Raw genomic sequence first — 19,133 nt, 5'->3', positions numbered from 1 at the left:
GACTGATGCCCGGTGTGGTCTCAGTGAGCCTTCAAGAACTCCCGAACCGCCTCGATCTCATCTGCGCGGATTTCATGGCCACCGGAGTGCCAAAAGATCGTGACGTCGGCCCCTTGTGCCTTCAGGTAATCCACCAATGCCTCGGTCTGCGGCTTGGGGCAGATCGGGTCTCGCTCTCCGGCCGTTATCAGGATGCGCCGTCCGTTCAATCCGGGCTGCGCGGCAGGCTGCCATGGGATCAACGGATGCATGAGCACCAACGAGTCCACCTTGTCGGGATGGCTGAGTGCCACGCTGGCCAGGATGTTGGCGCCGTTGGAATAGCCAAGCCCGATCACTTCGGTGGCCCCGGTGCGTTCCGCCTCGGCGGCGATGAACGTCGCCATGGCGTCTGTCCGTTGCGCCAGATCAGCCATGTCGTAGACGCCTTCGCCAGTTCGCCGGAAGTATCTGTTGGACCCGTTTTCGTTCACCTCGCCCCGTGGCGACGTCACGTGCGCCTGCGGCATGAGTTCAGTGGCAAAGCGGTGAAACTGGTGTTCGTCGCCGCCTGTGCCGTGGAATGTCAGGAAAAGGGGCGCGCCGGGCGCCCCTTCGGTCCGTTGGACATGGTGCATGTTCAGCCCTCCAGCGGCTCCAGATGCCGCATCAGCTTGGCCCGCAGGTGCTCGTGCTGACTTGGCAGCTTGAGCGCCTCGCCCAGATGCGCCGTGTCTTCGTCGCGGTCGAAACCGGGCTCGTTGGTGGCCACTTCGAACAGCACGCCGCCCGGTGTGCGGAAGTAGATCGCCCAGAAATAGTCCCGGTCGATCACTGGCGTGACCTGCCAGCCGGTGTCGAGTAGCGCCTCGCGCACCTCGAGTTGCCGCGCCCGGTTTTCCACGGCAAAGGCGATGTGGTGGACCGATCCGGCCCCCTGACCTGCGTGCTGCACGCCGGGCAGGGTTTCGATGTCGATGACATTGGCCTCGTTGCCGCCGGGCACGATGAACCGGGTCACGTCGCCTTCGGTGTCGAGCTTTTCATAGCCCATGAAGCTCAGCAGTTCCGCCGAAGCGCCGCCGTCACGCAGCCGCATGTCTGCGGAGTGAAAGCCGCGGATCGCCATGTCTTCCGAGATGCCATTGCCGGTCCAGGGGCTGCGCTCGTCATCTTTTTCGATCAGCGCGAACCGGTCACCGTCGGGGCCGTCGAACAGCACCCGGGTTTCTCCAAAACGGGTGTCCTGTCCGATGTTCGCTGTCTCGAACGTTGCCAGCCGATCAAGCCACGCTTTTGCGCTGCCTTTCGGGATGGTAAACGACGTCGTCCCGACCTCGCCTGTCCCGCGCTTGCCGCGTGCAGCATTCTGGAACGGGAAATAGGTCATCACGGTGCCGGGGCTGCCGGTCTCGTCGCCGTAATAGAGGTGATAGACGTCGGGTGCGTCGAAGTTCACCGTCTTCTTCACCCGCCGCAGACCGAGGACGTTGGTGAAGAAGGCGTTGTTTTCGCGGGCCGAAGACGCCAGCGAGGTGACATGGTGGAGCCCTTTGATCTGAGAGAGCATGGCTGAACCTTTCTGTTTGTGTTGGACACAAGGTATCACTTGCAGAAATGCAGTAAATTATAGATTCAATAACCAATTATGTGCAATTTCGCACGTCAATATTGCGCGGTCTAGTCGACCCTATGGGGACCCGCAGCCGATGTGCGCCATTGCGCGACGACCATGACGTTCGTAATCCTGCATCGCGACGCCCGGATTTGAACTTGAGACGTTCAATCATAACTGTCGCTGCCGCAGACGGCGATGTGCGCCTCCGGCGGGAGTTTTTTGGCCAAGATGAAGGAGAGCGGTTCGCCCTCGAGGGCAGGCGGCTTTGGCCGGGATGCCAAGGCAGGAGGCCGTGACCCGTCATGTCCCCGCCGGCCGGCATTGGAGCCGGACCGGCGGGGATGTTGCGCCTATTCGTCGGCCCAGCCGGAAATGGCCTTGGCTTCGAGGAATTCCTCGATCCCCCAGACACCGCCTTCACGGGCCCGGCCAGATGCCTTGACGCCGCCGAAGGGCGACCCCGCAGCGCGGGATTGGCCGTTCATCTCGACCATGCCGGATCGCAGGGCGCGGGCCAGCCTGTTCCGCCGCGGTCCGTCTTCGGTCTGGACGTAGTTCGTCAGGCCGTAGGGTGTGTCGTTGGCGATCCGGATCGCCTCTTCTTCGCTGTCGAACGGCATGATCGACAGCACTGGCCCGAAGATCTCCTCGCGCTCGATGGTCATCCCCGGTTTGACGTCCGCAAAGACGGTGGGACGCACGTAGAACCCCTTGTTCATGCCTTCCGGCAGGCCCGGTCCTCCGGCGACGAGCCGGGCGCCTTCGTCGATGCCCTTCTGAATGAAGCTCTGGATCTGATCCCATTGCCGCCGATTGACCACCGGGCCGATGTGCCGTCCGGGTTCGGAGGCCGGGCCGACCTTGGTGCTTTCGGCGGTGGCCCGCGCGATTTCGACGGCCTCATCGTAGAAGCCCCGCTCGACCAGCATCCGCGACGGCGCGTTGCAGGACTGGCCCGAGTTGTACATCATGCTGCGCACGCCCCGCTTTACCGCCTTTTCGCCAGCGTCGGCAAAGATCACGTTGGCCCCTTTGCCGCCCAACTCGAGCGTCACTCGTTTGAGCGTTTCGGCGGCGGTCTTGGAGATTGCCCGACCTGCGCGGGTGGAGCCGGTGAAGGAGATCATCTCGACATCGGGATGGGCGGAGAGCTGTGTGCCGACTCCGGCGCCGTCGCCGTTGACGAGGTTGAACACGCCGGGTGGGCAGCCGGCGTCGTGGACGAATTCCGCGAACAGCAGCGACGAGAGCGGAGCCTCTTCCGACGGTTTGAGCACCACGGTGCAGCCTGCAAGAAGCGCCGGGATGACCTTGAGCGTGACCTGATTCATCGGCCAGTTCCACGGGGTGATCAGGCCGACCACGCCGATGGGCTCCATGGCGATCCGGTCGTGCGGGGTGTCGGCGCGCAGCGGCCTGATCCACTCGATCTCGTCAAAGGCGGTCAGAAAATTCTCGAGGTGCCATGGCAAGCAGGGGGCTTGATCGCCACGGCTCATGTCGATGGGCGCACCCATCTCGAGGCTGATCGCTTGCGCCATTTCTTCTTCGCGGGCGCGATACTGTTCGAGGATCCGCTCGACCAGCGCCTTGCGCTCTGCCGGGGCGGTGGCGGCCCATGCCGGAAAAGCGGCTTTGGCGGCGGCGACTGCGGCGTCGGTGTCGGCCAGATCGCCGAGGCTGATCACGGCGCAGGTCTCTTCGGTGGAGGGGTCGATCACGGGGCAATCACGTGGTGCGGCGGGGGGCACCCAGGCACCGTTGATGTAAAAATCGCGCTTCTCGATCATAGTTTGTCCTCCGATCATAGCTGCCATGCTGCGCTAGTATGCGCGGCCGTCCCCGCCTATATAGAGCCGGTGATCGCAACACTAAAGGAGGACCGACATGGGCCTGCGCATCAACGACACAATTCCCGATCTGACGGTCGAGACCGACGAGGGCACCGTGAGCCTGCACGACTGGATCGGTGACAGCTGGGCGATCTTGTTCAGCCATCCCAAGGATTTCACCCCTGTTTGCACCACCGAATTCGGTGCCGTTGCGCAACTGGCCGACGAGTGGGCCAAGCGCGGCACCAAGGTCATGGGTATTAGCGTCGATGGCGTGGAAGAGCACGTCAAGTGGAAGGTCGATATCGAAACGGCCGGCGGCGCCAAGCCCGGATTTCCGATCGTTGCCGACAAGGATCTGACCCTGTCCAAGGCCTTTGATATGCTCCCTGCCGAAGCCTATCTGCCCGATGGCGCGACCCCCAACGACACCGCCACCGTCCGTGTGGTCTTTATCATCGGGCCGGACAAGAAGCTGAAGCTCAGCATGACCTATCCGATGAACGTCGGCCGCAACTTTGCCGAAGTGCTCCGCGCCCTGGACGGCCTGCAAACCGCCGCCAAGCACGGCGTGGCGACCCCCGCCAACTGGCAGGTTGGTCAGGACGTTGTGATCCCGACTGCGGTCAACAACGAGGATGCCGCCGCCAAATTCGGTGAATTCAACACCGTTTTGCCGTATCTACGCATGGCCAAGCTGCCTAGCTGACATCGGACCGCCGAAATGCAAAACGCCGCGAAGGAAACTTCGCGGCGTTTTTTGATTCTGGTCGGTTGTTTAGGCGATGTAGGCGAAGGCCCGGACGCCGAGAGGCACGCGATTGTAGAGATTGATCACGTGGCTGTTGTACATCCGGAAACAGCCGTTGGATGCGGACGACCCGATGGAGCGCGGCGATGTGGTGCCGTGGACCCGGATCGCGGTGTCCCGCTCGCCCTGGTAGAAGTAGAGCGCACGTGCGCCGAGCGGGTTGGACGGGCCGCCGGGCATGCCGTCGGCGTATTGCTCGTACTGCTCGGGATTGCGTTCGATCATCTCTTGGGTCGGCGTCCAGCTTGGCCATTCGACCTTGCGTTGGATGGTTGCCTGACCGGCCCAGCCCAGCCCTTCCTGACCGACGGCAACGCCGTAGCGGATCGCCAGATCGTCCGGCAGGATGAAATACAGGTGATAGGCGTTCGAGACGATGTGAATTTCGTTCGGTGTCAGCCCCGGCTGAACAGGCACGATCTTGGCCTGATACCGTTCTGGAATAGCGAAATTGCCCTCCATGGTGGGCGGCAGGCTGATGGCGTTGGGGTCTACCTCTTCGGGCAGGACATCAAGCTGCAAGGGTGCGGTTTGGGCGGCGATCGGGCCGGTCTGGGCAGCAGACAGGGCCATCGCAGAGGTCACGATAAAATGTCGACGGGTCAGCATATGGGTCATCCCCCCCTTGGGACGTAACTATAAAGAACCAGCATAAAATACTGGCATTGACGTATGGATAATAAACGAAGGCCCCAATTGGTTCAATAAATGGCCAAAGTATCCTCCAACAATGCCGTGATTGTTGTTGGCGGGATACCACATTTTCGTGACCGTCTATCGGTGAATTTCGATGAAACGGCGTCATAACCGTTTTTATTCCGGTGGTTAGCGTGTTTCAGCGGCCATTTGGATGCTTTGCACATATCCGTTCCCGAGCGTCCAGCCTTCGTCATTCAGCCACGCACAATCGTCTGGCTTTGCGAATAATGCGGGAAGCCTTCCCTTTTGGTCCAACTTGTAAAAACTCGACGACAGGAGCCGCACCTGAGCTTCGTCGCGCACCATGCCGCGTGATTCCAGTTGGCTGACCTGTGGCGTGACATGCGAGGCGTATATCTCGGCGAAAGTAATGGCTGTTTGTGCGTCGTCGAAAGGCCAGACGCCACAGTGCGGCCGGAACCGTTGTCGCAGACGCCAGAAGACCGGAATCCCTGTCAGTGATTGCGCTCCGACCGCCCCGGCCCCCGCCAGCTGCCAGATCGTTTTCGGGAACAATCCGCCCGTTCGGCCGATGAGATCGGTTTGCCGGTGTTCGGCGAGGCCGTCGGGCAGCGCCGGCTTGGTTCTTGGCAGCCCGTCGACCTGCTGTTTTGCGCCGTTGCCCCAGAATGGCCCTTCGCCCGCGAACCGTAGGTTCATTTCGGCGGCGATCTGTCGGTAATTCGTCTGGTTCCGTTCGGTATCGGTGATCCGTTCGGCCAGCCAATGCCACCACGAGAGAGCCTCGGACCGTCCGGTGAGGCGCGCGGCAAGTCCGGTTGGCGCGCCGAAGTTGAAGTCGGCCCCGAGCAGCAGCCTTTGCCCACGTGTCAGACAATCGTCGATCAGCGCGGCGAGTGCTTCTTCGGCCAGCCCGCGGGTCGGAAGATTCTGCGCCGTCGTCCCGTCCGGTCCGGTCACACCGATCCAGATGGAATCCTTGCCCTTCGTCGGACTGCCCGCTGCCGACCAGTCGAGGATCGCGACTCGGTCAAATCGCATGGCACATGGTGTCGGCCCGGGCCAGATCCTCCGGCGTATTGATGTTGAAGAACGGGTCGAACGGACTGCTTTCAAACCGGACGGTGACGGCCTGTTCCTGATCGGCCCACAGCCCGACTTTGCGGAGCCCGTTGTCCAGCGCCGCCCGCAGAGCCTCACGCCGGTTCACCGCCCAGACCGAGCAGGTCGGGTGCCGTCGGAGACGCCCGCTTGGATCCGGACTGGCGGCGAGCGCGTAGCCGGTCTCTTGTGCGCCGTCGAGGAGCCTCGCGACCAGATCACGGGGTAGAAAAGGCGTGTCTCCGGGAACGCTGACCATCGAGGTGAACCCCATGTCGGCCGCCCAGTCGAGCCCGGCAAGAACCCCGGCCAGCGGCCCGGCGTCGTATCCAAGGGGGTCGGGCAAGACCGGAAGGCCGTAGTCCGCAAATCGGCCAGGATCGCCGTTGGCACTGAGGCTCAGAGACGCGGTCTGAGCAGTGAGCCGATGTATGACCCTGCCGAGGATCGTCTGACCGCCCAGCGTCAGCCGGCATTTGTCGCCACCCCCCATGCGCAACGCCTGACCGCCGGCGAGGATGATCGCGGGAACTGGCTCCGTTGAGGCGAGGCTGGATGACATGTGGTTGTGATAAGCGCGCCCCCGCACCGAGCGCAAGACGTTGTACAGGGGCGTCTGCGTGAGCTCGTACGGAATCCCGGTAGGGCGCGTTGAACCGTCTTGGCTCCAGCTTGTGCCCGTGGACGCCGGATCCGCCGTCCGTTTCGCCATGTTCGTGCGATCGGTCCGCACAAAAGTAAGCCTGAAGCGCCGAGACGCGAAAGGATATTGCAAAGGCTTGCCCTTTCGCTGGAGTCGCGGCATTCCATAGGGGAGGGCGTTGCGTTTAGCGCGACACCGTAGAGAAAGGTATGAGCGATGAAGAAGATCTATCCCGACGCGGCAACGGCTCTTGATGGCCTGCTGTTCGACGGCATGTTCATTGCCGCTGGTGGCTTTGGCCTGTGCGGCATTCCCGAACTGCTGTTGCAGGCGATCAAGGAGGCCGGCACCAAGGATCTGACCTTTGCCAGCAACAACGCGGGGGTGGATGACTTTGGCATCGGCATCCTTTTGCAGACCCGGCAAGTGAAGAAGATGATCTCTTCCTATGTGGGCGAGAATGCCGAATTCATGCGCCAGTATCTGTCCGGCGAATTGGAGCTTGAGTTCAATCCGCAGGGAACGCTCGCCGAGCGGATGCGGGCCGGTGGCTGTGGTATCCCCGGCTTCTATACCAAGACCGGCGTCGGCACCGTCATCGCCGAGGGCAAGGAGCACAAGGATTTCAACGGCGAGACCTACATCATGGAGCACGGCATCTTTGCCGATCTGGCCATTGTAAAGGCTTGGAAGGCCGATGACACCGGCAACCTGATCTTCCGCAAGACCGCGCGCAATTTCAATCCGCCTGCCGCCATGTGTGGCAAGGTTTGCATCGCCGAGGTGGAAGAGATCGTGCCGCGCGGATCGCTGGACCCCGACGCGATCCACCTGCCCGGCATCTATGTGCACCGCATCATTCAGGGCGACCACGAAAAGCGTATCGAACAGCGCACCACCCGCAAGAAGGAGTCTGCATAATGCCTTGGGATCGCAATCAGATGGCTGCCCGCGCAGCAGAAGAACTGGAAGACGGCTGGTATGTGAACCTTGGCATCGGCATCCCGACGCTGGTCGCCAACTATGTGGGCGACAAGGACATCACCCTGCAGTCCGAGAACGGCATGTTGGGCATGGGCCCGTTCCCCTATGAGGGCGACGAAGACCCTGATTTGATTAACGCTGGCAAGCAGACCATCACCGAACTGGCCCGCACATCGTATTTCGATAGCGCCACATCATTCGGAATGATCCGTGGCGGCAAGATCGCTGCGGCCATTCTGGGTGCCATGGAAGTCGCCGAGAACGGCGATCTCGCCAACTGGATGATCCCCGGCAAGTTGGTCAAGGGCATGGGCGGAGCCATGGATCTGGTCGCCGGTGTCGGCCGTGTCATCGTGGTGATGGATCACACCAACAAGCACGGCGACAGCAAGGTTCTCAAGGCTTGCACCCTGCCGCTGACCGGCAAGGCAGTGGTGGATCGCATCATCACCAATCTGGGTGTGCTCGATGTTGTCGAGGGCGGTCTGAAGATCGTCGAATGCGCCGACGGCGTCACCGAGGACGAATTGCGCGCCGCGACAGAGGCGACCATCGTCTAAGGCGCTTGCCAAAGCACGCAAGGGGGCGGACGGTGGAGCCATGATCCGGATTGCCCTCTTGCTCTGCCTGCTTGCCGCCCCTCTGAGGGCCGAGCAAGTCGTTGTTTTTGCGGCTGCAAGTCTCGCCAACGCGCTCGATGCCGTTGCGGCCGAATTCGAGGCGGAGACCGGCCATGACGTTGTCATCTCTTATGGCGGCAGCGCGACGATGGCGCAGCAGATCCGGCAAGGCGCGCCGGCGCATCTGTTTGTTTCGGCCAATTCCGAATGGATGGATGTGCTCGAGCAGGAAGGGCTGATCCGCGAGGGGAGCCGCGCAGACCTGCTTTCCAACACGTTGGTATTGATCGGAGCCGGTGTCGGTTTGGCTCCGATCGATCCAGCGCAAGCCCCTGATATAAAAGAACTACTCGGGGGTGATGGTCGATTGTCCATTGGCCTTCCCGATGCCGTCCCGGCGGGGCAGTATGCCCGCGCGGCGTTGCAATATTATGGTCAGTGGGAGGCGCTGGCGCCGCATCTGGCCCCGGTGGACAACGTCCGCGCGGCGCTGATGCTGGTGGCGCTGGGCGAGGCTCCGCTTGGTATCGTTTATGCGACCGATGCGGTGGCGTCGGACGCCGTGACCGTGCTCTGGACCTTTCCGCCGGAAAGCCATCCGCCGATCCGGTATCCGGTCGCGGAACTGGCCGAAAACCCTTTGAATATCGCGTCGGTATTGCGTCGGTATCTGAACGGTCCCGTTGCGCGGGAGATCTTCGAGGCCGAGGGCTTTGAGGTGCTGCCGCAATGACCGATTGGCTTGGCCCGGAGGAATGGCAGGCGGTGGCGCTTTCGCTGAAGGTGGCGTTCTGGGCGACGGTGCTGAGCCTGCCGTTCGGCATCCTGACGGCCTATGCGCTGGCTCGCTGGCGCTTTCCCGGCCGCGCCCTTTTGAATGGCTTGGTGCATCTGCCGCTGATCCTGCCGCCGGTGGTGACCGGATACCTGCTGCTGCTGACCTTTGGGCGGCGCGGCCCGGTGGGCGCGTTTCTGGAGCAGACTTTCGGTCTCGTTCTGGCCTTCCGCTGGACCGGTGCGGCGCTGGCGGCCGCGGTGATGGCCTTTCCGCTGATGGTGCGCGCGATCCGTCTGTCGATCGAGGCGGTGGACCCGAAGCTGGAGCAGGCGGCGGCGACCTTGGGGGCGTCGAAGCTGTGGGTCTTTGTCACCATCACCTTGCCATTGATCCTGCCCGGTGTTTTGGCGGGGGCGGTGCTCGCCTTTGCCAAGGCGATGGGGGAGTTCGGGGCGACGATCACGTTTGTTTCGAACATCCCCGGCGAGACCCGGACGCTGCCCTCGGCGATCTATGCCTTTTTGCAGGTGCCGGGGGGCGAGGCGTCGGTGTGGCGGCTGGTGATCGTGTCGGTGGTCATCGCGCTGGGGGCTTTGGCAGCTTCCGAGGTGCTGGCCCGCCGGGTGCAGGCGCGGGTGCGCGGCGAGAATGCGGGGCGACCGGATGCTTGAGATCGCGCTGCGCCATCGCTTTGCCGAGTTCTCCCTCGACGTTGCCTTTGAGGCGCCCCAAGGCGTGACGGCGCTGTTTGGCCGATCCGGGGCGGGCAAGACGACAGTGGTCGATGCCGTCGCCGGGCTGATGCGCCCGGACGAAGGCCGCGTTGTGGTCGACGGCCGTGTCCTACAGGACGCGGCGGCCCGCATCTGGCTGCCGCCGCACAAACGACGGGTGGGCTATGTATTTCAGGAAGGCCGCTTGTTCCCGCATCTGACGGTGCGCGGCAATCTGGAATATGGCTTGCGGTTCAACGCGGGTGCAGGCCCGAGTGTCGACGAGGTGGCAGACCTGTTGGGTATTGCGTCGTTGCTGGAGCGCCGGCCCTCGCGCCTGTCTGGTGGCGAGAAGCAGCGAGTGGCGATTGGCCGGGCGCTGATGGCGCGGCCCGCGATGCTGCTGATGGATGAGCCCTTGGCGGCGCTGGACGGCCCGCGCAAGGCGGAGATTCTGCCCTATCTCGCCCGACTGCGTGATGAAACGAAGGTGCCGATCCTTTACGTCAGCCATGCTCTTGACGAAGTGGCGCAGTTGGCAACGACGCTGGTGCTGATCGAGGAGGGCGGGGTTCGGGCCTGTGGCCCGGTTGCCGAGGTTTTGTCGGACCCGGCACTGGTGCCGCAACTGGGCGTGCGTGGAGCGGGTGCGGTGCTGAGCGCGACCGTGGTTGCCCATGATCCCGACGGCCTGACCGAGCTGGCCTGCGCGGGCGGACGCCTGTTCGTGCCGGCGCTGGCCGAACCGGTGGGTCAGCGCCTGCGGCTGCGTATCGAGGCGCAGGACGTGATGATCGCGCTGGACCGCCCCGAGGGGATTTCGGCGTTGAATATCCTGTCCGGCGTGGTGACCGCTCTACGGCAAGGCGATGGCCCCGGTGCGGTGGTGCAGATCGCGGTCGGAGAAGAGCTGCTTCTGGCCCGGATCACCCGCCGATCGGCCAGAGCGCTGAACCTTGCCGCCGGTGTGCCGGTGCACACGGTGATCAAGACCGTCTCGGTGGCCCCCGGCGATATCGGAGCCGTGCACGGCGGAGCCTGAACGCGCGAACCCTGCGGCATCGGTCGCGCCCGGACCTGTTGCAGGCCGAATCGGTTGCGCCGGTTTGAGGTCACTTTTGCGGACAATTTGTGCTCCGCGCCACGATTGTCGCTGAATCGGGGTCGATCCCTAAAACTTTTATCACTGCGACAAGAAATCGCCCGGAGCCGCCCCCAACCGCGACACTCGGGGGCCATCTTGTTGCCATATTCGCGTGGCCGGCGCAGCGGTTTGCCGACCGAATAGCACAATCTAAGGTAGAATTAGTCAATTCGGTTGCTGCGAAGGTCGATCTGCATTTCGGCGCCCGAGGCCCCCAATCGCCAAAATGTGCCCCCATTGTTTCCATTTCGGGGTCAATCGTCGTTATCCCGGCGGAAATTACAACCTGTGGTTTTGATTGTTCAGGTGCCGGGAAGTAGGAGCAAAACGGGTCTGTTTTCCCCCTTATAATGTCTCGGGGGTCGGCCTATTTAGGCACTGTTAACCTTGTGAAAAGGCCCCAAAAATCGGTGTTGTCCAGCCGTAGGGATTTGAGTCGCAATTGACTGAAATCCTAATTGAGTGGTTAGTTGGTGCATAAGTTGTTTGATGACGACGATGAAGGATTTGAAGAGCGGCTTCGGTCGCGACAGGACCAAAGAGATTTGTCCGTGGGGTCCGACGATCTGCCGAAAGGGAGCGAGTTGGGTGGGCATCTTGACGAGTTAGGTCATTTGACCGTCGCTGTTGCTGGAACAGTGAAACTGTAGATGTGTTCAGTCCGTGTGTTGTTTGTGCGGAGTCCCTGGGGAGGGAAAATAGTGAGTTATCAGTATCGTTCTTCTTACACCGGTGCCCATCTGCCACGGCCCGTGTCTGCCTCGGTTCATCTTGGAGGTGCTTACCGCCGCTTTTTCAAGCGCGGCCTCGATTTGCTCATTGTTGTCGTCGCTTCCGTCCCTGTTGCACTGACGGTGCTGGTGCTGGCTTTGCTCGTGGCGTTGGATGGCCGGAACCCGTTTTACGTTCAGCCCCGTCTCGGCAAGGGCGGCCGCACCTTCCGGATGTGGAAGCTGCGCACGATGGTCGTGAATGCCGAAGAGACGCTGGACAGCTATCTGGAAGCCAACCCTGTCGCCCGGATCGAGTGGGACTGCCATCAGAAGCTGGTCAACGATCCCCGCACCACAGCGATCGGTCGTTTCCTTCGGAAGTCCTCTCTGGACGAGTTGCCGCAGCTTTGGAATGTGTTCAAAGGCGAGATGTCGATCGTTGGTCCGCGCCCGATCATGATCTGCCAGAAAAGCATGTATCCCGGAAATGAATACTACGAGATGCTGCCCGGCGTCACAGGCTTCTGGCAGGTTTCCGAGCGCAACGAGACGAGCTTTTTCGAGCGGGCCGACTATGACTCGCGGTATTACCGGGCGATGTCCTTGGGGACCGATCTCAAGGTGATTGCCCAGACGGTCAAGGTCGTGCTTTCGGGCACCGGCCACTAGGCCACACTTCAAGCTGTTGCGAATTCATGGCCCTGCGCTTTGCGGGGCCATTTTTCTGCCGCATCGCTAGGCTATTTACCAAGTTTAGCGAAAGATCGCATTCTATAGCGAGATCGACAAACCATAGACACCAAAGGACGCATAAAGTCACGTCGTGCCCAATGCCGTTGCCTCTCTTGCCCTTGTGTTGTGGCCGGTTGCCTCTGTCCTTCTGTTCAGGGCGCTGCCGCCGGGCCGCGCCCTGATCGCGTGCCTGTTGATCGGGTATCTTTTCCTGCCGCCGCCCCCGGCCGGATTCGACTTTCCACTGATGCCCCCGCTGAACAAGGAGACCATCCCCAGCCTGATGGTCATTGTCCTGAGCCTCGCGCTATATCGCGGCAAGGTGCAGTTCATCCCGGAATCGACCGCTCTGAGGGTATTGCTCGCGGTGTTCGTTTTTTCCCCATTCGCCACCGTATTGACCAATCCGGAGCCTGTTTTCTATGGCCAGGTCGGTCTGCCCGGACTGCGCCTGCGCGAAGCGGTGGCCCTGATGGTGCAGCAGAGCGTGCTTGTGGCGCCGTTCCTTTTGGCGCGGGCGTTTCTGAAATCTGAACAGGATCAGCGCGACATTCTGCTGGCGCTTTTCCTTGGCGGGATGATCTATTCGTTGCCGATGCTGCTGGAGGTTCGTCTGAGCCCGCAGCTCAACATCTGGATCTATGGCTATTTCCAGCACAATTTTGAGCAGATGATCCGTGGCGACGGGTTTCGCCCCATCGTGTTTCTGTATCACGGCCTTTGGGTGGCGTTCTTTGCGATGACCAGCGTCGTCGCGGCCGTGGCCCTTGCCCGTGCGGAACCGCGCCGCAACAAGGCCTACTATGCCATCTGTGCCCTCTATTTGATGGCCGTCCTGATCCTGTGCAAATCGCTTGGGTCATTGCTCTATGCGATCGGGGCCGTGCCACTGCTACTGGTCGCGGGGCGCCGGATGCTGATGCATGTCGCGGTGCTGTTTGCCGTTGTCGCCTTGGCCTATCCGATGCTCAAGAGCGTGGATGTCGTCCCCACGGAGGAGATCCTGCATCTGGCCGCGCAGATTGATCCGGAGCGGTCAAACTCGCTTCGCGTCCGCTTTGACAACGAGGATATTCTGGTCGAACGCGCCTATGGAAAACCGGTTTTCGGCTGGGGCATCTGGGGCCGCAATCACATATTGGACGGCAACAGCGGCCGCATTCTGACCATCACCGACGGTCGCTGGATCATCGTGATCGGTGTGTTTGGCTGGCTTGGCTTTCTGGCCGAATTCGGCCTGCTTACCCTACCGATATTCCTGATGTGGAAGAAGGCGATGGCGGGCGATCCGGCCGCGATGTCGCCCTTTGTCGGGCCGGTGGCCCTGCTGCTGGCGATCAACTGCATCGATCTCATTCCGAATGCGACGCTCACACCGCTGACGTGGCTCTTGGCCGGGGCGCTGATGGGCTATGCCGAGCAGTTCGTGCCGCAGGGCAAGCCCCGCCCCGAACCCTTGCGGGCAGTGCTATGACGGCGCCGCGTCCACGCGTTCTGGTCATTGCGGAGGCCGCCAATCCGGAGTGGGTGAGCGTGCCGCTGGTCGGCTGGTCATTGGCGCGCGCCTTGACCGAGGTGGCCGACGTGCACCTCGTGACGCAGGTTCGCAATCGCGATGCCATTCTGCGGGCAGGTCTGACCGAGGGTCGCGATTTCACCTGTATCGACAGCGAGGCGATCGCCCGCCCGCTGTGGCATCTGGGCAAGGTGTTGCGCATGGGCGATGGCAAGGGCTGGACGACGTTGCAGGCGATCAACGCGGTCTCTTACCCCTATTTCGAGCGCTTGGTCTGGCAGCGATTTGGCAAGGATATCAAATCCGGGGCCTATGATATTGTTCACCGCGTGACCCCGCTCAGCCCGACGACCGTGAGCTCGCTGGCCAAGAAATGCGCTAAGGCGGGGGTGCCCTTCGTGCTTGGCCCGCTGAATGGCGGCGTCCCTTGGCCCAAGCAATTCGAAGCGGCCCGTCGGCAGGAAAAGGAATGGCTGTCCTACATCCGGAGTGCCTATAAGCTGCTCCCCGGGCGGGGGGCGATGCTGGCCAATACGGCGGCGATCCTTGCCGGGTCGCGCCACACCGCCTCGGAATTTCCGGCCAGCTGCGCGGACCGCGTTGTCTGGTTGCCCGAGAACGCGATTGATCCCGCAAAGTTCGCCATGCGACCGCGCACTGGGGATGGCCCGTTGCGTGCCTGCTTTATCGGCCGGCTGGTGCCTTACAAGGGCCCCGACATGCTTATCGAGGCCGCCCGCCCGCTGCTGCAATCGGGCGCGATGACGCTCGATATCCTCGGTGACGGGCCGATGATGCCCGCGTTGCGGTCGATGGCCGAAGGGGTGCCGGGCCTGACCCTGCATGGCTGGGTCGATCATGCGCAGGTGCAGTCGGTTGCGGGCGCATGTGACGTGCTGTCGTTTCCGTCGGTGCGGGAATTCGGCGGCGGCGTCGTGCTGGAGGCCATGGCGATGGGCCTCGTCCCGTTGATCGTGGACTATGCTGGACCGGGCGAATTGGTCGCTGCCGACACGGGCGTGACCGTTCCTCTGGGCGACCGCGATGCGATCATCGCCGGATTTCGCGCGGCCTTGTCCCGCTTGGCCCGCGACCCTGCTTCAGTGTCGCGCATGGGGCATGCGGCCCACGCCCGCGTGATGGAGCGGTTTACATGGTCGGCCAAGGCGGCACAGGTCGCGCAGGTTTACGACTGGGTGCTGGGCCGCGCCGCGCAGCGCCCCGATTTCAGCGCGATCGTGTCCGCCCCCCAAGACGGAGCCGAGCGAGATGTGGTTTAGGGCGTGCTTGGTGGTGCTGTTGATGCTGCCGGGGATGGCCTCGGCCCAAAAAGACCTGCGTGTCTTTGTGTTTGGCAACAGCCTGATCCATCACCTGACCGAGAGCGATGAAACCGCGATGCCCCATTGGCTGGCCCTGATGGCCCGCGCGGGTGGCCACGGCCTGCAACTGGATGGCCGCTGGGGATTTCTGCGCAACTTCGCCCGCGATCTCCCGCCGGAGCCGAACTGGTCCTTTGCCGAGGTCGAGCGCACCGGTCTGAGCGACCGCGTCGGGTTTCGCCGGGTCGGCTTTGACACGATCATCATCAATCCGGCGAATTTCATTCAAGGGGATCCTCCGGACGCGCCGTATAACGGTGACAATCCGAACGACGATACCCCCTTGGCGGCCACCCTGCGCCTGCTGGATTGGACCGAGAACCAAGCCGATGGCGCCCGATTCTACATCTATGAGGGCTGGGCCTTCATGGGGTCGATCACCCGCTATCCCCCCAGCAATCGCGGCTACCGCCGGTATCAGGCGCATAATGCGGGCGAATATCACGTGTGGTACGAGGGCTATGTGGCCGATTTGCAGGCCGCGCGCCCGGATCTGTCGGTCACCCTGATCCCGGTCGCCTCGGTTCTGGCCGAGATCCTGACCGGCGTTCTGGCCGATCTGGACCCTGAGGAGGTCTATTCCGACGACGCGCCGCACGGCACCGCCAACACGTATTTTCTGGCCGGGTTGGTGACCTATTCGGCGCTATTTGCCGAGCCTGCTCCGCTGGACATGCCGCTGCCGGACACCCTGTCGCCGCTGATCCGCGAGCGTTATCCGCAGATCGTGGCAGATATCTGGGCGGCGCTTGGCGGGGCGGTGATCCCCGACGAGGCGCAGTTGATCGTCCCCGAAACTGGTCTTGCCGATCCGTCGCTGGCGCTGGGGCTGAGCGGGATCGCGGATTGGTCGACCCAAGTGCCCTTCATCGACCAGATGAAGAGCGCCCGTCCGTGGGTCGGCCATGAGCCGGGTCAGTGGGGCGCGTGGGATATCGCGCGGCTGGAGGCGGGCGGCTATCTCGGCCCCGACGGCTGGCCCTTGGCCTTGCCGGATGGTGTCGAGGCGTTGGAGGCCTTTGTGCTGACCGATCAGCCTGCGGAATTCACCTCGATTGCCGGCCGATACATCGTCCGTTGGCGCGGCGAGGGGGATTTCGAGGTCGGCGGCATTGCCCGCGATATCGAGCGGATCGGATCGCATGAGCTGGCATTCAGCTATGTTCCCGGTGACGGGCTTGTGTCGATGCGGATCAACGCCACGGACCCCGGCGACCCAATCCGCGACATCGTCGTGATCCGGGAGGATCATCTCCCGCTCTATGAGGTGGGCGCCACGTTCAATCCTGATTGGATCGCCCGCATTCGCGATGCCCGGATGGTCCGCTTCATGGACTGGATGTTCACCAATGGATCAACCCAAGAGACCTGGGCTGGCCGCCCGAAACCGGGGGATTTCTCCTATCACTGGCGCGGGGCGCCGGTTGAAGTGATGGTCGAACTTGCCAATCAGATCGGAGCCGATCCGTGGTTTACCCTGCCGCACAGGGCCGATGACGCCTATGTGCGGGCCTTTGCCGGCTATGTGCATACGCATCTGGACCCGCGCCTGCATGTCTATGCCGAGTGGTCGAACGAGGTCTGGAACTTCATCTTTCCGCAGGGTGTCTGGGCCCGCGAGCAGGCCGAGGCCCGTTGGGGCAATGCGGCAGAGCAGGATGGCTGGATGCAGTTTGCCGGGCTGCGCGCCGCCGAGGTCGCCCAGATTTGGGCGCAGGAATATGGCGCTGATCGGGACCGATTGGTCCGCGTCGTCTCCACCCACACCGGATGGCCGGGGCTGGAGGAGGCGCTCCTGACCGCCCCTCTCGCGCAGGCCGAGGGTCTGCCCGCTCCGGTGGAGTCCTTCGATGCCTATGCGGTGACCGGCTATTTCGGGTTTGAGATGGGCGAGGAGGCCAACGCCGGCCGATTGCGGGCGTGGCTGGCCAATGGCACTGCGATCGAGAATACCGTTAAGGCGCTCTATGACGGGTCGCTGGGCCAGTTGATCGACGAGGTTTGGCCCTATCATGCGGAGGTGGCCGAAAGATACGGGCTGGAACTGCTCATGTATGAGGGCGGCACCCATGTGACGGGCCATGGCGCGCATGTCGATGATCCTGACCTCACCGCGTTCTATACGGCTTTCAACTATAGCCCCGAGATCGCCGCCATCTACGCCGACCTGCTGACCGCGTGGCGCAGTCTGGGCGGACAAGCCTTCAACGCCTTTGTCGATGTGGCGGCGCCGTCACGTTGGGGATCGTGGGGGGCGTTGCGCCATCTCGACGACATGAACCCGCGATGGCAGACGTTGATGGCGTTCAATTCGTTGCCGCTTGAGGCAAATCGCGATCCGACGGCGTTCCTGCATGGCGTCTTGCGCCAAGGCTCGGAGGCTGCTGACCAGATCGAGGGCACCCCGCAGAGCGACATTCTGATCGGTGGCCCTGGCGATGATCTGCTTCTTGCTCGCGGCGGGGCGGACCGTATTCACGGCGGCGAAGGCGTTGACAGGGCCGTGCTGCCCGGCGCGGATGCCGATTATTCACTGGCGTGGGACGGGGCGGCGCTGGTTCTCTTTGGTCCGCTTGGCAATGTTCGGCTGGTCGCCGTGGAAGAGCTGCAATTTGAGACCGATCCTGCAACCGTCCTGTCCCTCGACCTTCCGGAGCCTCAGTTATGAGCGGTGATCGCATCAATCAGAGTTTGAGCCCCTCGTCCGGCAGTAAAGCCGCCGACGATCCGCGCGCGCCCGGCCGCTCCAAGCCGGGTGCAGAGGCCGGGATCGCCGGCCAGTCGTCCAATCGCCGCGGCAAGCGCCGGTGGATCCTGCGGCGGCACAAGAAGGCCGTCCTGCCCGTCGGTGATCAATTCGGCCACCCCGCCGGCGTTGGTGCCGATGGTGGGGGTCTCGCAGGACATCGCCTCCATCAGCGCGACGCCGAGCGGTTCGGCGTAGCTGGCAAGGACAAAGGCGTGAGCATTCAGGATTTGATCGCGCACCGCCGCCTCGTCGATGGCGCCAAGCAGCCGGACGTGATCGGTGAGCCCCAGGTCGCGGATCCGCTGTTCAAGCACCTGTCGGAACCCGCTGCCGCCCGCGTCGTCCTCGCCGGCGATGTCGAGCGTGACGGCGGTGCCTGCGTCGAGCAGCAGCCGCACGGCCTCCATCAAATCCTGGTGCCCCTTGACGATGTTCAGCCTGCCGCAGGAGAACAGCCGGATCGGCTCTCCGGGCTGGGCGGCCACGTAGGGCGTGTCGCGCTGCAATCGGTCAACGTCGACCCCCATCGGTTGCAGGAAGATCCGGTCCGGCAGGCTCTCCGGCATCTCGGCCTGCATCTCGGCGATGAGTTTGTCGGTGATGATGGTGGCGAAGGCGGCTCCCTCCCACTTGAACCGCTGACCGGGGCCGTAGTCGTGCAGTGGCCCGTGCAGGGTGAGGGAGTAGCTTGGCCCGCCCATGTGCCGGGCGAGGGCGGCAATCAGCGCGGCCCTGCCACAGGAGTGGACATGGACATGTCCGATCCCTTGCGCCTTGCAGGACCGGGTCAAACGCCGGGCCGCGGGCGCCGCGAGCGCCAGATCGCGCAGAAACGCGCGCGGTTCCTGCCGGGCATGGTGCCGGATCCGGCCATAGGGCAGCCGGGTCAGAGCGGCGAGCGCGTCCAGCGGCGCTATCTGGCCGAGATATTCGGTCCGCTCGATCGCGGCCTGCGACCAGTCATGCGAAATCAGCCCCTTGGGCGGCGGTCGGGTGCTGAAGAGCGTGACTGTGGCGCCCCTCTGTTCCAGTTCCTTTACCTCCCGCCAGAAAAACATGTGGGTTTGTCCGGGGAATTGCGGCACGAGGTAGCCGAGTTTGATCGTCTCCGGTGTCGTCTTGTCAGCCAAGTTGCGAATTCCTCGTTTCACCCGTTGC

The 19,133-nt window shown here is 62.9% G+C and carries 17 protein-coding genes; 10 read left to right on the top strand and 7 right to left on the bottom strand.

Going from position 1 to position 19,133, the window contains the following annotated elements; genetic code table 11:
• Positions 1-20 precede the first annotated feature (20 nt).
• The 3 genes from LOM8899_RS05110 to LOM8899_RS05100 form a co-directional block, all read right to left on the bottom strand.
• A complete protein-coding gene (locus tag LOM8899_RS05110) occupies positions 21-617 on the bottom strand; it encodes an alpha/beta hydrolase (protein WP_093991023.1) in 597 nt (198 codons plus the stop codon).
• 2 nt (positions 618-619) lie between these two features.
• The gene (locus LOM8899_RS05105; RefSeq protein WP_093991022.1) at positions 620-1,549 is read right to left on the bottom strand and encodes a VOC family protein; all 930 of its coding nucleotides are present in this window, start codon (positions 1,547-1,549) and stop codon (positions 620-622) included.
• 398 nt (positions 1,550-1,947) lie between these two features.
• Positions 1,948-3,387, bottom strand: a complete 1,440-nt coding sequence (locus tag LOM8899_RS05100; protein ID WP_093991021.1) for an aldehyde dehydrogenase family protein — start codon at positions 3,385-3,387, stop codon at positions 1,948-1,950.
• A gap of 97 nt (positions 3,388-3,484) precedes the next feature.
• Here LOM8899_RS05100 and LOM8899_RS05095 point away from each other — a divergent pair, with 97 nt between their 5' ends.
• Positions 3,485-4,138, top strand: coding sequence for a peroxiredoxin (locus tag LOM8899_RS05095; protein ID WP_093991020.1), 654 nt, complete (start codon positions 3,485-3,487; stop codon positions 4,136-4,138).
• A 69-nt stretch (positions 4,139-4,207) separates the two neighbouring features.
• On the opposite strand, the gene LOM8899_RS05090 is transcribed toward LOM8899_RS05095, so the two are convergent.
• The 3 genes from LOM8899_RS05090 to mobA form a co-directional block, all read right to left on the bottom strand.
• On the bottom strand, positions 4,208-4,849 hold the full coding sequence (locus tag LOM8899_RS05090) for a L,D-transpeptidase (protein WP_093991433.1): 642 nt from the start codon (positions 4,847-4,849) through the stop codon (positions 4,208-4,210).
• Positions 4,850-5,065: 216 nt separating this feature from the next.
• Positions 5,066-5,941 carry a hypothetical protein gene (locus tag LOM8899_RS05085; RefSeq protein ID WP_093991019.1) on the bottom strand — a complete coding sequence of 292 codons (876 nt, stop codon included), beginning with the start codon at positions 5,939-5,941 and terminating at the stop codon, positions 5,066-5,068.
• A complete protein-coding gene (mobA, locus tag LOM8899_RS05080; protein ID WP_093991018.1) occupies positions 5,931-6,563 on the bottom strand; it encodes a molybdenum cofactor guanylyltransferase MobA in 633 nt (210 codons plus the stop codon). Before mobA ends, LOM8899_RS05085 begins: the two co-directional genes overlap by 11 nt.
• 297 nt (positions 6,564-6,860) lie before the next feature.
• Here mobA and LOM8899_RS05075 point away from each other — a divergent pair, with 297 nt between their 5' ends.
• The 9 genes from LOM8899_RS05075 to LOM8899_RS05030 all read left to right on the top strand — a co-directional run bounded on the left by LOM8899_RS05075 (position 6,861) and on the right by LOM8899_RS05030 (position 17,894).
• Complete coding sequence (locus LOM8899_RS05075; protein ID WP_093991017.1) at positions 6,861-7,565, top strand: CoA transferase subunit A; 705 nt, start codon at positions 6,861-6,863, stop codon at positions 7,563-7,565.
• The gene (locus tag LOM8899_RS05070) at positions 7,565-8,188 is read left to right on the top strand and encodes a 3-oxoacid CoA-transferase subunit B (RefSeq protein WP_093991016.1); all 624 of its coding nucleotides are present in this window, start codon (positions 7,565-7,567) and stop codon (positions 8,186-8,188) included. Before LOM8899_RS05075 ends, LOM8899_RS05070 begins: the two co-directional genes overlap by 1 nt.
• A 40-nt stretch (positions 8,189-8,228) precedes the next feature.
• Complete coding sequence (modA, locus tag LOM8899_RS05065) at positions 8,229-8,981, top strand: molybdate ABC transporter substrate-binding protein (RefSeq protein WP_093991015.1); 753 nt, start codon at positions 8,229-8,231, stop codon at positions 8,979-8,981.
• Positions 8,978-9,697: a molybdate ABC transporter permease subunit gene (gene modB / locus LOM8899_RS05060; protein WP_093991014.1), complete on the top strand. Its 720-nt coding sequence runs from the start codon at positions 8,978-8,980 to the stop codon at positions 9,695-9,697. Before modA ends, modB begins: the two co-directional genes overlap by 4 nt.
• Complete coding sequence (modC, locus tag LOM8899_RS05055; protein ID WP_093991013.1) at positions 9,690-10,781, top strand: molybdenum ABC transporter ATP-binding protein; 1,092 nt, start codon at positions 9,690-9,692, stop codon at positions 10,779-10,781. Before modB ends, modC begins: the two co-directional genes overlap by 8 nt.
• A gap of 803 nt (positions 10,782-11,584) precedes the next feature.
• Complete coding sequence (locus LOM8899_RS05045) at positions 11,585-12,265, top strand: sugar transferase (RefSeq protein ID WP_245820432.1); 681 nt, start codon at positions 11,585-11,587, stop codon at positions 12,263-12,265.
• 154 nt (positions 12,266-12,419) lie between these two features.
• Positions 12,420-13,802 carry a hypothetical protein gene (locus LOM8899_RS05040; protein WP_093991010.1) on the top strand — a complete coding sequence of 461 codons (1,383 nt, stop codon included), beginning with the start codon at positions 12,420-12,422 and terminating at the stop codon, positions 13,800-13,802.
• Positions 13,799-15,124, top strand: a complete 1,326-nt coding sequence (locus tag LOM8899_RS05035) for a glycosyltransferase family 4 protein (RefSeq protein ID WP_093991009.1) — start codon at positions 13,799-13,801, stop codon at positions 15,122-15,124. Before LOM8899_RS05040 ends, LOM8899_RS05035 begins: the two co-directional genes overlap by 4 nt.
• A complete protein-coding gene (locus LOM8899_RS05030; RefSeq protein ID WP_168770470.1) occupies positions 15,114-17,894 on the top strand; it encodes a calcium-binding protein in 2,781 nt (926 codons plus the stop codon). The genes LOM8899_RS05035 and LOM8899_RS05030 overlap by 11 nt, the downstream gene beginning before the upstream one ends.
• On the opposite strand, the gene epsE is transcribed toward LOM8899_RS05030, so the two are convergent.
• Complete coding sequence (gene epsE / locus LOM8899_RS05025) at positions 17,885-19,078, bottom strand: exopolysaccharide biosynthesis GT4 family glycosyltransferase EpsE (RefSeq protein WP_093991431.1); 1,194 nt, start codon at positions 19,076-19,078, stop codon at positions 17,885-17,887. The genes LOM8899_RS05030 and epsE overlap by 10 nt on opposite strands.
• Positions 19,079-19,133 lie beyond the last annotated feature (55 nt).

It is taken from the genome of Flavimaricola marinus, assembly GCF_900184895.1.
Lineage (GTDB): Bacteria > Pseudomonadota > Alphaproteobacteria > Rhodobacterales > Rhodobacteraceae > Flavimaricola > Flavimaricola marinus.
The sequence above is the reverse complement of the archived record's forward strand: the minus strand, read 5'-3'. Positions and strand labels throughout refer to the sequence as shown.

What these genes read in the sequence shown, in the direction of transcription:
- LOM8899_RS05110 (WP_093991023.1), bottom strand. Translation starts at nt 617, where the DNA reads ATGCACCATGTCCAACGGACCGAAGGGGCGCCCGGCGCGCCCCTTTTC.
- LOM8899_RS05105 (WP_093991022.1), bottom strand. Translation starts at nt 1,549, where the DNA reads ATGCTCTCTCAGATCAAAGGGCTCCACCATGTCACCTCGCTGGCGTCT.
- LOM8899_RS05100 (WP_093991021.1), bottom strand. Translation starts at nt 3,387, where the DNA reads ATGATCGAGAAGCGCGATTTTTACATCAACGGTGCCTGGGTGCCCCCC.
- LOM8899_RS05095 (WP_093991020.1), top strand. Translation starts at nt 3,485, where the DNA reads ATGGGCCTGCGCATCAACGACACAATTCCCGATCTGACGGTCGAGACC.
- LOM8899_RS05090 (WP_093991433.1), bottom strand. Translation starts at nt 4,849, where the DNA reads ATGCTGACCCGTCGACATTTTATCGTGACCTCTGCGATGGCCCTGTCT.
- LOM8899_RS05085 (WP_093991019.1), bottom strand. Translation starts at nt 5,941, where the DNA reads ATGCGATTTGACCGAGTCGCGATCCTCGACTGGTCGGCAGCGGGCAGT.
- mobA (WP_093991018.1), bottom strand. Translation starts at nt 6,563, where the DNA reads ATGTCATCCAGCCTCGCCTCAACGGAGCCAGTTCCCGCGATCATCCTC.
- LOM8899_RS05075 (WP_093991017.1), top strand. Translation starts at nt 6,861, where the DNA reads ATGAAGAAGATCTATCCCGACGCGGCAACGGCTCTTGATGGCCTGCTG.
- LOM8899_RS05070 (WP_093991016.1), top strand. Translation starts at nt 7,565, where the DNA reads ATGCCTTGGGATCGCAATCAGATGGCTGCCCGCGCAGCAGAAGAACTG.
- modA (WP_093991015.1), top strand. Translation starts at nt 8,229, where the DNA reads ATGATCCGGATTGCCCTCTTGCTCTGCCTGCTTGCCGCCCCTCTGAGG.
- modB (WP_093991014.1), top strand. Translation starts at nt 8,978, where the DNA reads ATGACCGATTGGCTTGGCCCGGAGGAATGGCAGGCGGTGGCGCTTTCG.
- modC (WP_093991013.1), top strand. Translation starts at nt 9,690, where the DNA reads ATGCTTGAGATCGCGCTGCGCCATCGCTTTGCCGAGTTCTCCCTCGAC.
- LOM8899_RS05035 (WP_093991009.1), top strand. Translation starts at nt 13,799, where the DNA reads ATGACGGCGCCGCGTCCACGCGTTCTGGTCATTGCGGAGGCCGCCAAT.
- LOM8899_RS05030 (WP_168770470.1), top strand. Translation starts at nt 15,114, where the DNA reads ATGTGGTTTAGGGCGTGCTTGGTGGTGCTGTTGATGCTGCCGGGGATG.